The organism is Pseudomonas lactucae, assembly GCF_016937615.1.
Taxonomy (GTDB): Bacteria; Pseudomonadota; Gammaproteobacteria; order Pseudomonadales; family Pseudomonadaceae; genus Aquipseudomonas; species Aquipseudomonas lactucae.
In genome coordinates, this window is the sequence record NZ_JAFHKI010000066.1 from 18,893 (window position 1) to 30,999 (window position 12,107).

Annotated in this window: 10 protein-coding genes and 1 tRNA gene; 9 read left to right on the forward strand and 2 right to left on the reverse strand. The window is 55.5% G+C overall.

What is annotated here, in order from left to right; genetic code table 11:
* The first annotated feature begins 7 nt into the window (after nucleotides 1-7).
* The 5 genes from JWR98_RS13440 (at nucleotide 8) to JWR98_RS13460 (ending at nucleotide 4,050) form a co-directional block, all read left to right on the forward strand.
* Entirely contained in the window at nucleotides 8-1,408 is a 1,401-nt protein-coding gene (locus JWR98_RS13440; RefSeq protein ID WP_205490258.1) for an O-antigen ligase family protein, read from the forward strand.
* 48 nt (nucleotides 1,409-1,456) lie between these two features.
* Nucleotides 1,457-1,529, forward strand: a tRNA-Thr gene (locus JWR98_RS13445).
* Nucleotides 1,530-1,695: 166 nt separating this feature from the next.
* A complete protein-coding gene (locus tag JWR98_RS13450) occupies nucleotides 1,696-2,958 on the forward strand; it encodes a tyrosine-type recombinase/integrase (protein WP_205490260.1) in 1,263 nt (420 codons plus the stop codon).
* Nucleotides 2,958-3,686, forward strand: coding sequence for a hypothetical protein (locus JWR98_RS13455; RefSeq protein WP_205490262.1), 729 nt, complete (start codon nucleotides 2,958-2,960; stop codon nucleotides 3,684-3,686). Before JWR98_RS13450 ends, JWR98_RS13455 begins: the two co-directional genes overlap by 1 nt.
* A 142-nt stretch (nucleotides 3,687-3,828) precedes the next feature.
* The gene (locus JWR98_RS13460; RefSeq protein WP_205490264.1) at nucleotides 3,829-4,050 is read left to right on the forward strand and encodes a helix-turn-helix transcriptional regulator; all 222 of its coding nucleotides are present in this window, start codon (nucleotides 3,829-3,831) and stop codon (nucleotides 4,048-4,050) included.
* Between the two features lie 559 nt (nucleotides 4,051-4,609).
* On the opposite strand, the gene JWR98_RS13465 is transcribed toward JWR98_RS13460, so the two are convergent.
* Complete coding sequence (locus tag JWR98_RS13465) at nucleotides 4,610-5,224, reverse strand: hypothetical protein (RefSeq protein ID WP_205490266.1); 615 nt, start codon at nucleotides 5,222-5,224, stop codon at nucleotides 4,610-4,612.
* A 4-nt stretch (nucleotides 5,225-5,228) separates the two neighbouring features.
* Between JWR98_RS13465 and JWR98_RS13470 the strand changes: the two genes are divergently transcribed.
* The 4 genes from JWR98_RS13470 to JWR98_RS13485 all read left to right on the forward strand — a co-directional run bounded on the left by JWR98_RS13470 (nucleotide 5,229) and on the right by JWR98_RS13485 (nucleotide 11,300).
* Complete coding sequence (locus tag JWR98_RS13470) at nucleotides 5,229-5,582, forward strand: DUF3077 domain-containing protein (protein ID WP_205490268.1); 354 nt, start codon at nucleotides 5,229-5,231, stop codon at nucleotides 5,580-5,582.
* Nucleotides 5,579-7,360 (forward strand): hypothetical protein, encoded by a 1,782-nt coding sequence (locus JWR98_RS13475; protein WP_205490270.1) that lies wholly within the window; start codon nucleotides 5,579-5,581, stop codon nucleotides 7,358-7,360. The genes JWR98_RS13470 and JWR98_RS13475 overlap by 4 nt, the downstream gene beginning before the upstream one ends.
* A complete protein-coding gene (locus JWR98_RS13480) occupies nucleotides 7,357-8,604 on the forward strand; it encodes a hypothetical protein (RefSeq protein ID WP_205490272.1) in 1,248 nt (415 codons plus the stop codon). Before JWR98_RS13475 ends, JWR98_RS13480 begins: the two co-directional genes overlap by 4 nt.
* Before the next feature lie 71 nt (nucleotides 8,605-8,675).
* Nucleotides 8,676-11,300, forward strand: coding sequence for a phage tail fiber domain-containing protein (locus JWR98_RS13485; RefSeq protein WP_205490274.1), 2,625 nt, complete (start codon nucleotides 8,676-8,678; stop codon nucleotides 11,298-11,300).
* A gap of 129 nt (nucleotides 11,301-11,429) precedes the next feature.
* Here the strand turns inward: JWR98_RS13485 and JWR98_RS13490 are convergent, their stop codons facing one another.
* Nucleotides 11,430-11,909 carry a hypothetical protein gene (locus JWR98_RS13490; RefSeq protein WP_205490275.1) on the reverse strand — a complete coding sequence of 160 codons (480 nt, stop codon included), beginning with the start codon at nucleotides 11,907-11,909 and terminating at the stop codon, nucleotides 11,430-11,432.
* Between the last annotated feature and the right edge of the window lie 198 nt (nucleotides 11,910-12,107).

The window sequence follows — 12,107 nt, forward strand, 5'->3', positions numbered from 1 at the left end:
GTAGCCGATGGCAATAACCGTAGAGCAGCGTGGCAGTCTTTTTCTGGTGGTAGCGGTGTGTCTGCTGACGGTCGGGATTTGTGCACCGTTCAGCGGGCACGATCTGCAGCGTGTGATTCAAATCGCACTCGGCTTTTGTGCGGTGCTGTATGGGCTGTCGGTTGTCCCGGCGGAGCGGTTGGTGGACCGGCCTACGGCCTTGGGCCTGGCGCTGATTGTCGGGCTGGGCCTGGTGTCCTCGGCGCTGGCCCATCAGCCGCTCTGGGCGTTCACCGAAGTGGCGCTGTTTGTCGGTTGCGCAGCAATCGCCGCGGCGTTTGCCCTGCTGCGCCGTCTCAAGGGTGAGTCGTTGGATCGCGTGTTGATCCTGATTGTGCTGTCGCTGTGCCTGATCAAGTCGTCGCAATACCTGTATGCCGCCGCGAACGCGTTCACCGCTGGCGGGCGCATGCTCGATCCCGACCTGTTGCTGTCCGGGTTTTCCAACAAGCGTTTCTACGGTCAGTTCCAGACGTTCACCCTGCCGCTGCTGGCACTGCCCCTGCTGATACCGACTGTCTCGCGCCGCCTTCGCGGTGCGGTGTTCGCGTTGCTATGCGTTTGGTGGCTGATCGCGATCAGTGGTGGCACGCGCGGTACATGGCTGGGCATGGGGGCTGCGGGCATGGTGCTGGCGGTGCTCGGACCGTGGGGGCGGCGCTGGCTGGGTTGGCAGTTGGCCGCCGTGTTGGGCGGGCTATTGCTGTATTGGCTGGCATTTACGGTGCTGGCGGATTACCTGAACCTCGACTTGTCCAATGCCGCCGCAGATCGTCTCACCACCTCGCTGTCGGGGCGTGGCCCGATCTGGTGGCAAGGCTGGCATATGCTCGTGGAGCGCCCGTGGCTTGGCTTCGGTCCGATGCATTTTGCCGATATCGACAACGGGATCGCTGCTCATCCACACCAGTCCGTTTTGCAATGGGCCAGTGAATGGGGTGTGTCATCAGCGCTGTGCGTGGCGTTCCTGGCGGGGCGGGGCGGGTGGGCCACGGTGGCGGTGTTGCGCGAGCGAGCGCTGTCCCGCGAACGTGCGGACCTGGTGCGGTTATGCCTGTTTGCGGCGTTGGTTGGTGCGCTGGTGCAGTCCATGGTCGACGGTGTGATCGTCATGCCCAACTCCCAGGTCTGGTTGGCCCTGGTCGTCGGCTGGCTTATGGGCCTGCATGTGTGGCGATCCTCTGCGACCGCAACGCTGCCATTGGCGTGGAGGGCGTGGAATGTGCTGAGTGTATTGGCCGTTGGTCTGCTGATCGGGATAGCGATGCGCGATGTACCGCACATCGACCAGGCCCAGCAGCAGTACAGGAAAACCCACGACCACTACTTGCAACCACGCTTCTGGGCCCAAGGCGTGATTGCCCGCTGACGCGTGCAAGTTGCTGCACGCCCGATGCGGTGCTAGCTTTAGCCCACCGCCCGTGTAGCTCAGTCGGTAGAGCAGCGCACTCGTAACGCGAAGGTCGCAGGTTCGATTCCTGTCTCGGGCATTGGTTAAAGTTATCAGGTCTTACCGTTGGTTCTCTGTATTGCTTAAGGTTAAGGGGTCTGACTGAAATTCCTTTACCAGTGCTTGCCAGTTATTCCCACACTCACCCCGTTTTTTTAGTACATTACTAAGCACACGATTATCCGTTCGCTCAGGTGATGTACTAAATGCCCCTCACCGATACCGCTGTACGCCAAGCCAAACCGGCCGACAAAGACTTTTCCCTCACGGACGCCAGCGGCCTATCCCTATTTGTCGCCCGCAACGGCACCAAGTCCTGGCACTTCCGATTCTCCTGGCTTGGTAAGCAGCCGCGTTACTCCCTGGGTACCTATCCAGAGATAACCCTCAAGGAAGCTCGCGAGTTGCGCGACCAAGCTCGGGCGTTGGTGGCCAAAGGCATAGACCCCAGGGCAAAACGCCGCGCCGAGAAGGATCAGGCCACAGCCCTGGCGCTGAATACGTTTGAGGCTGTGGCCAACGAGTGGCATGCGTTCAAGGCGCCACGCATGGTGGTGTCTACCAGTGGTGGTTCTGCACAGGCGCGGTTCTACCTGGACAAGGATTTGATACCGGTGCTGGGTAAAATACCGATTGCCGATGTGACACGTGCCGATGTGCTGACTGCGTTACGCCGCATCGAAAAGCGCGGTGCGCTGAACTCAGCGCGCAAATGCCGATCCTGGCTTAATGAGATTTTCCGCTACGGCATGGTCTCCGGCTACTTGGGACTCAACCCCGCTTCCGATCTGGATATCGTGGCGCAACAAGAGCCACCAGTGCGGCACAACCCTATGTTGCTCCGCAGTGAACTGAAAGAGTTCTTCAAGCAACTTGATGCGTCAACAGCGGCTGCCTATGTCAAGTGCGCGATCAGGATCCTTTGGTATACGGGCGTACGTACCACTGAGTTGCGTAATGCGACGATTGACCAGATCGACTTGGAGGCGGGGCTATGGACGATCCCGCCCGACGCGGTAAAGCAATTGAAAAAAAGGGTGAGGAAAAAGTCCAAAGAGGATGAGGTGCCGCCCTATCTGGTGCCACTGTCACGGCAGGCGGTCGAGGAAATGCGTAGGGTGCATCAGTTGACCGGCGGTTACAGCCTTCTTGTCGCTGGTCGCAATGATCCGCGGCAACCGATCAGTAACGGCACGGTCAACTCAGCACTAAAACGCATGGGGTACGAGGGGCGGCTCACCGGGCACGGTATACGCGCATCGATATCAACAGCCTTAAACGAGATGGGATACAACGCGGATTGGATCGAGGCACAGCTATCGCACACCAGCGGGAGTCAGGTGCGTAGGTCTTATAACCATGCCGAGTACGTTGAGCAGCGGCGAGTGATGATGCAGGAGTGGGCTGATTCAGTCGATGCGCTGTGCGCCGCCCAAATACCACCTGTGACACTTACGAGGGTGTGCTGATGCTTTGCGAATATTTTCGCTACATCGACCTGGAGCAAGTTTATGAGCAGCTTGAAGACTTCACCTATTACACAGGTCCGGAGCTAGCAAATATTCCATGGCAGTTCGGTGAGACCCTATCTTCATGCTTCGAAGATATGGCCGACGCTGTGTTCGAGCAATATGGGAACGACGCATGGAGAGAACTGCCTGCGATTCAAGTGGCGGCAGAAATAGGCGACCACATTGAGTCAGATCTAGAAAAAATCGCAGCCATCGCTGAGATCTCCCTACCAACTCGCCGCGCATCAGCCAAAACATTGATTGAGAAGATGACGGTACTTGCCGTCCATGCCTCGTTCCGTAGCTTTGACTATTGGCAAACCTCCAGCCTGCTCCTCTATCAGTACGACCTCCTATGCTGGCTCTACAGCAAGGAAAAAATCTCGGAAGCTTTCCAAGTTTATGAGTTGATACTGAGAACTTTCGGGGAGCTGTCGGCTAGTTTTGCCCTGAATGTTACTTCGGAAAGCCAAAGCCGGGCAGTGTCGGACGTTGCTCGAGAGCGCGCAAAAAAACGCCATGCGCATACCAACAAAATCAAGTCTGACTTGCTCAGCGAATGGGATACGCATTTTGCAGAATACAATAGCCGTGCGGACTTCAGTCGTATCGTGTCGCAGCGCGATGGGCTTCTGTATCGCACCGTGTATGACTGGATAGCCAGCCACGATAGAAGCAAGATCTGACCAAGTACGGTCTGCCACGCAAACTGTACAGTTTGCTGCGCAAGCTGAACGGTGTGCGCCGCATACTGGACTGTCAGTAACTCTCCACTCCCACCAGCATTGTCATCGTCAGTTCCCCATGACGCCCTAGGAGGCGCAGACGATGGCAAACGCTACCGATCAAATCCCGCACCGCAAATTCATCAAGCTCAACCAAGTGAAAGAGCTCTCTAGCCTTTCCACATCCGAGATTTACCGGCGTATTTCCGTCGGCAAGTTTCCAAAACAGGTGTCGCTGGGCCCCAAGTGCGTCGTATGGATTGAGGCTGAAATTTTTTCGTGGCTGGATGCTTGCGTTGTTGATAGTCGCGGCGAGGCGGCTTGATCATGAATCGCTTTACTCCTATCTCAGCGCTTGCCAAGTCTTCCCGAGACGACTACAGTTCGGCTGTCACTGCAAATTCAGTGACGACCTTGGCCGGTCGATCAGCGTTAGGCGCACAAGCGCCCTCCATCCGATTGCTGGCGCTTTTTTTGCGTCCGCACATTCGTGTTATGGCGGCTGTGCGTGGGACACCTTCGGGTGTGCCGGGTGCCTAACGTCCCGGTCGGCCAACCCGCGTACAGCTGCCACCCTTATTCGCTTGGCCGCGAACAGTGGCAGCTCCTCAACGATAGGAGCTTCACAAATGGCACACGCCCTCACTCCGTCCGTAATTCGCGCCTTTGTTCATCGCCGTCTGGCCATGACCGCACTCCGCGCAAACTATTCCCTTTCCGTTCGCCTCGCCCGCTACAACGCCCACATGAATATCGCTCGTCCTCTAAGAGTTGCTAGGGCTGGCCAATGAACTTCCCATACTGGAATACCATTATCCACGATGTGAGCATGCACCCGAAATACGTCAGCGGAAGCATGATGCGCGCCACCGATAACATCAGGGCTAGCCGCTCTGTAACAAAGTTTGAATTAGCGGAATCGCTTTACCAGCATTCTCCATGCCCAAATCCACTAGTTTCGTTATCAGCTGTTTTGTGGTCTCGCCAGGAGCTTCACGGAGAGCTTTCAGAATCCCACTCTTTTGCTCGGCCGGCAGGTTCGACGCCTGAACTTTTGCCTCAATCAACTGGCGGAGGGTGTCCTCATGAAGCTTAACGGTCACGGTACCGATTATCGCGCTAACTCCGCCGTCATCCTCGATGAAGTCGATACCTCTTGCGGTGATTGTTGCGCAATGGATCTCTCTTCCCAGGTCGGTGTACTGGCTATCAAGAAGGGTAACCAATCCCAACTCTCGCAAGTAATAGAGGTTTCCCGCGCAGTACTTGGGGTCGCCGAGCTTCATCACCTCCTCAGATGCTTCTGGATAGCAGTCCCGGAGGTGTTCAAGCATCTCTTTTTGAAGTGCGCGAATCATTTTCATATGCCGGATCTCGGTGACCGTTGCTTCAAATGGAATCAGAACGATATCACGGCTTGGCCGGGCACCCATTTGCGGCCTGGGTAAATCACAGGCAACAAAAAGGCCCGCATTCGCGAGCCTTCTTAACCAGTCCACGCCAATGGACTTTTTTGAATCTTCGTTCCTGGAGGACGAATCAATGCGCCCAAAAAATAGCACCACCCTACTAGCGAAGCAAGCCCCCTTGCTTACAAGGGTTCAAGAGTTTCATGAAGCGTATAGCGCCGGGGAGTGCTTTTTCTCGGTTTCTTCCGGCATCCCGGTGGGCGATGCGCTCAATGAAGCGAGCGCCATCCTTGGCGCCGCCGAAAGCGTTTCAAGCAAGCTGCAGGACGATGGCCTTGATGCAAATGGCGTCTACTGCATTCGACTCATGATCAAGGCTGCCCAGGCTTTGATCAATGCGGGCATCGTTTCCGTAGAGCACGCCGGCTACCAGGAGGGTTTTCAATGAAAACTCCTATCCTCACTGTAAGCCATGAGTTCCATGTGCAGCTCAATCACGCCGTGTTCAGCGCCGAGGGCGGTGTCCCGATCCATGAGTCTCTTGATGCAGCAACGGACCTTCTTCACTCGGTGGTGGCTGGCCTCGCGGACTTGATGCAAGAGAATGCCGTTTCCAACCAAGCGACGCTCCTTCATTTTACTGCCAATAGCGTGCTGGCTTTGCTGGAGAGCATTGCTCCCAGCCTAGAACCTGAAGATCCCGCGCCACGATCTGAGATCGCGGAAAACGTGGAGTGCAATTCAAAACCCACCAAGGCTTCCAGATTTGCCATCACGCTGACCAATCGTTTGGACGAGTCGCTGGAGAAAGTCCAGCGGGCGCAGGATGGCAACTCCCGCACCCTGCGCAATGACGCCTACACCGCGATCCCATCGTTGAAAGATGTCCGTGCTGTCTCTCGGCAGGTGATCGCCGACAAGGTGGTGCGCGATATTCAGCCGCATCTGTACTTGAACGCCGAGCGTAAGGCCAACCGTGACGCCTTCAACTTCGCAAGCAAAAACCGCTGGCAGGAAGCCGCCGAGGCCAAGCAGCGCGAGCTGCTGAACCACTACCTGTACCGTGAGGCGACCGCTGCCCGCAAGGAAGAGGAAAAGATATACACCTTCATGCGGCGCTTCGAAAAGCCATCGACCCGTGAGCGCATCGGCAAGGCCGGTGCCAGTTACCTGGAGCAGATCGAGGGACTGCTGGACCAGTACGAATTTCGCAAGGTCAGCGGTACCCAGGTGGAGCGCCGTCGCAGCCTGGCCCAGTTCGTCAGCGAGCAGGAAGCTGCCGGCAACGTGGTCAACGTCCCGCAACACCTGATCGAGCAGAGCGCCCGAGTCAACTACCGAGACCTGACCTTCGAAGAGCTCAATGGTGTGCGCGATGCCGTGGTGAATATCGAGCACCTGGCCAGACTGAAAAACAAACTGCTGAACCGCAAGGATAAGCGCGACTACGAGCAGGCCCGTAGCGACCTGATCCGCTCCCTCAATGACAACGTTCCCGTCGACGCCCGCAAGGTGGCCACGTCCGAAAGCAGTGAGACCACCGCCGACAAGGCGTTTGGCGCTCTGGCCGGGATCGATGCGTCGTTGACCCGCATGGAGAACGTGATCAACCGCCTGGATGGCCGCAACACCAGTGGGCCATGGCATGAATTGGTATGGAATCCGTTGGCCGAGGCGCAGGCAAACGAGCGCACGCTATTCAAGAACGGCATTCGCTCCATTGTTGAGAAGTTCGCCGGTATGGATTCGAAGCGTCTGGCTGATCGCTTCTACATCCCCAGCGCCGGTAAATCGTTCAACCGCCGCGAGATCCTGATGCACGCGCTGAACACCGGCAACGAGTCGAACCGTACCAAGCTGCTCAAGGGCAACAAGCTGAACGACGCTGCGCTGGCCGATATGCTGGGCCGCCTGGAAAAACAGGACTGGGACCTGGTGCAGTCGGTATGGGATTCGTTCGACAATCTCTGGCCGGACATCGCCGCGATGTACAAGCGCCTATCTGGCGTGGCGCCGCCGCGTATTGAACCGAAGCCGGTCAACACCGCATTCGGCGAATACCGTGGCGGGTACTTCCCAATCATGTACGACCGCAAGCGGGCAGGGGCGCGCCGGCGGCAGTTGGCGGCGAGCTGTTCAACGAGGGTTTCGAGGGCGCACTGCCATCCAACGGGTTTACAAATCAGCGTAACGAAAGTGTCAGCGGCCCTCTGTTGTTGGACTTGAGTGCTATTCCTCAGCGCTTGGCGCAGCACATCCACGATCTGACGCACCGTGAAGCGCTGCAGGATGCTCACCGGCTCACGAAAGACCCGCAGATCCGTGCGGTGCTGATCGACAAGCTGGGGCCGCGCGGTGCTGACTCGTTCCTGCCTTGGCTGAAGGCGATCGCCAATGACCGCAACCCGCCGGAGGCCGGCAACTTCAACCGATTCCTTGACGCGGCCAGAACGAACACGTCCATCGTAGGCCTTGGCCTGTCCAGTACCACGCTTCTGGCGCAGGTCGGCGGATTGATTCCAGGGCTTCGGTACGTGAAACCCAAGCTATTGGCGCAAAGCCTTCTTGACGGTATCCGATCACCGGTGGAAACGTATCGGATGATTACCGATGCATCCCCCGCAATGCGCCTGCGCTGGGATACCGAGGACGGCCGGCTGGCGTCCAGCATGGCGGACCTTATCGGCAAGAATGCGTTTTTCCGCAAGCGTGACGATCTGGTGCGGTTCTCGTTCAACCTGCTGGGTTACCTGGATCGCGGCATTTCCGGTGCCATTTGGATGGCCAGCTATCGCGAAGGGCTGGCTGCTGGCAAAGACTCGGCCGCCGCCGCGCTTGACGGCGACAACGCGGTCCGACTGTCACAGGGCGGCACCGGCGCTATGGATATAGCCGCCATTCAACGCAAGGACCAAGGCGCCGCCATGCGCCTGCTGACGATGTTCTATACCCCGTTCTCGGCTTACTACAACCAAAACAGAGATCTGATTTTTGAAGCCAAGCAGGGATCACGCACTGTAGCCAGCGCGGCCGCCACGATGTTGGCGATCGCATTCTTTCAGGGCGTGGTGGGCGACCTGCTTACCGGCAAGGGCCCGGACGAAGACGAGAACACCGCCGCTTGGATGGCGAAAAGCACACTCGGCTTCGGTGTATCCGGGTTCCCGGTGATCAGGGACACCCTGGGCGCCGCACTTAGCGGTCACGCCGGCTCCTTGTCCCCGGCCTGGCAAGCCATTAATGCGGGTCGCCAGGCTGGCTCGGCCATAACTGGCCTGGTTGCCGGCACCAAGGATGCCGGGGCCGCGGCCAAGTCCGTGGTCACCGCCGGGGGCTACCTGTTTGGCATCCCTACCAAGCCCCTCACACGGCAGGGCTCGTACCTCTACAACGTCGCAATCGGCGAAGAAACCCCGGAAGACGCGGCGGCTTTCATCAAGGCCCTGCTGCACGGCGCTCCGAAAAAGTAAGAAAGCAACCACCCAACCGAATCCCGCCACCGAGCGGGATTTTTTTCGTCCAGAGAAAAGGAGTCACAACCGTGACAGTAAGCACGATCGACAGCGCTGCAGAGTTCGCAACTAACGGCGTCACAACGAACTTTCCGTTTTACTTCAAATTTCTTGAGAACGAAGATCTGGTTGTAACGTACGTCGACACCCTTGGTGTTTCGTCCGTTCTTACTTACGGTACCGATTACACGGTTAATGGGGCTGGCACTGAGGATGGCGGGAGTGTAGTGACCAGCGCAGCCAAGCCTGCGGGTCAGCTTATCGTGTCTCGCGAAATGGATCCTTTGCAGGGTACGTCGCTCAGAAATCAAGGGAAATTTCTAGCTGAAACGCATGAGGATGTATTCGATAAACTGACAATGCTGATTCAGCAAGGTTTTTCTCTATTCAGTCGCGCACTGCTCAGGCCATTTGGGAAAAATTATTACGACGCCAAAGGTCGCAATATTTCCAACTTGAACGATCCAGTTGCTGACCAGGACGCGACAACAAAACGTTGGTCTCGGGAATACATTGCATCGATTCTCAGCGCTATTCAGGGCCCGATCAACAATGCCGCGAATATCTTTTTCAAGGGGCCTGACAACCTTGATTACGTTGTTCAGGATCTTAGTGATTACAACAGCGCTCAGAAGGGCGACGCCCTGCTCGCGGTAAAACAGCCTACGGCGAATGCGGTTAATACGACACAGCACCAATTGAATCTGGAGCGTGTTTCCATTCAGCAATACGGAGGCAAGGACGATTACAACGGAACCTCCGGAACCAATAGCTTTGACGCATTAAACAAAATAATTACGGACTTTCCTAATGGCTGCACGATCTGTATGCCGCGAACCGTTGGCGGAACGGGTAGGTATTATTTTTCCGGTACGGCCAACTCGACCGATATGTCTAAGTACGTTCTTGATGTAGATGCGGGAGTTGACGCAACGGTAAACGGGGGTAACACACCCCTCGTAGGCCCGGGTTTGATCGTTAACCGCCAACTAAAGATAAAATTCATTGCCGCGAACTACACATATTCCCTGAGCCCCACTGCGTACGGGGTCGTTTCGGGCAAGCCTTACACCCTTAGCGCGAGTGATGGGGAATCGCCGATTGTTGAACGTTTGGTTACTGACAGTAACGTGAACATGGTTTTCAACAATGTAAATATTTCCACCGGGGCGCTCACTTCGTTTACCCCGTCAGGGACGGACGGCGAGACGGCCAGCTTAAATAACGTATCAACCAGTGGCTTTACAGTAGGATCGTTTTCTATTCGCCCAGGTCAAGAATTTCACGCCTCTCTGGCGCTTACTGTGGGCATGACAGGAAGTGTTTGCACTTATGTTCAGACTGAAAATGGATGGGTGCTGTTCAGCCAGAGCTTGGCGGGTGGAGATATCTCGCTGCGGATATTTGTTGAGGGTTCTCCGCTTCAGTCGACTGTGTTCGCGGATCCTTTCAACGGCTCGCTGGCATACCGAATGGCGAATTCTGAGATTGGCGTAAAAGTCCATTCGCCAACATCATTTTCTGTTCTGCTGAATCACTCCGAACTGTTCCGGATGGACAACCTTACATCTAGCGTTATTAGAGCCGGGTGGGGGGCTGGCCTTGTAAACAACGGCAGTGCGGTATATTTGACCTATCCCGTGAAGTGGACTTTGAGCAGAACCTACGGGATGCGTCAGTTGCGGGTGGTGTTCTGTGGTGACTCTACAGTTGCAAGCTCAAATCCGTTTTCTTGGACGAATCATTTTCTACGAACTTGCGCAGGTGTGGGCGGGCTTCAGTTCAAGAATGTGTTGAACCAAGCGGTGCCCGGTCATACTTCCGCGAATCAGGCCGCTATTGTTAGTGCAACGAACTACGGCGCGCTAGGCGGATTTGATTATATGTTTCTCGATGTGGGGATTAACGATATCGGCGGTGCCGTTCCGGTGGACACGTTCATCGCCAACATCGTGACAATCTACAACGTATGTCTGACCTACAACATCAAGCTGCTGGTAGGCTTGCCAGCGATGTTTTACAACCAGACGGAAGCTACTGCATACGGGCAAACAGGGCAAAACAGTGCATTGGGTGAGCGTGGTGCCTCATACCGTCTTAAGCTTCAAAGGAAGATTGCCGAGCTTGGACTTATTCCAAATTTCCTGGAGTTTCTGGACATGGGGGCTGTCGTTCCAAGCATGCTGGCTAATTCTGCGCTGAACCCTGTGGTTCAAGATAACGTCCACCAGTCCAACTGGGGTGGCGAAATCAAAGGGATGGGGGCGGCGAAATCATTCCTTGGGTATCTGTTCCCAGCCCCAAAAAAGGACATCGCACTGCGGTCGATAAAGCCGGCATGGATGCCGACTGCTATCCAAGCAACCTACGGCCTAACTTTCAAACCGCTGTTCCGCATCAACGGAGATCAGCTCTCTATGACTGGAGTTATGGATTGCCCCGCAAGTGTTCCCGCCAATACTAGCCTGGTCAAACTCCCGTACACCCCTCCAGCTGACATACGGGTAACGGCAATCTGTGGTGATGCGGGAGGGGTTTACAACCTCACAGCAATTCTCCTGATTGCATCGAACGGCATGGTAAGCGTGCTGAGCATCCCCGCCACAGCTCGGTTTATCGATTTCAGCACCGTGACATTCACCATGCTTCCATAACTCGCGAGTGATTGATCCAAGGTGAGTTTCGCCAAGCCTACGTCGGGGTGTGGCGCATAAGCGCTGTATCAATCAATAAAGCAAGAAAGCCTCCGTATGGAGGCCTTTGAACCTTTGTTTCATCTGAAATTAATATGCCCCATGGTAGGCAAAGGTTGGGAATAGTGAGCGATTCCCATCCCGGTCAGCCCTGCCACTCTTCACCTTAATTAGCTGACCATTCATGGCATAGGTAGCGATACCTATGGTCATAGACCGATCGAAGACTTCTTTGGGTATGGGAATTGAACACTCCAGAACCTTTTCGCCTTTGCAGTATTTTTCAGCAGGAAAGTCGCCGACGTTGGTGATGACTTTCTGATTTAAGTCGTTTAGTTGAATAGCAAAGGTCAGTCCATTCTCTGTGCCGGGATTGATTGTGAGCACTGCGACATTGTGCTTGTCCTCGGCACCAAATGATTCAAATTTAACCTGAGAAATTTTTGTTCCATCGATGAGCGCTGCTTTCGCATCTGCGGACGTGTTTTTTTCGATGGTGGTATTTGAGTAAAATTTGCTTGCCGCTATAGCAGCAATTGCTACGACCGGAAGAATCCAGTATTTATTCACTTTCAATAGCCTATTAATTTGAGAGCGGGAAGGAATAGTGATGGGTGAACTGCCTTGCGATACCAAGAGACCCTAGGAGGTGGTGGCTGTGACCAATCACGATCATGGCCGCCGCAAAAAACCGTAGTGAGGTTAGCGCGTCAAGCTGTAATTTAGCTTTCACTTTTCATACCTGAATAGTTGAGTATTGGACTGTCT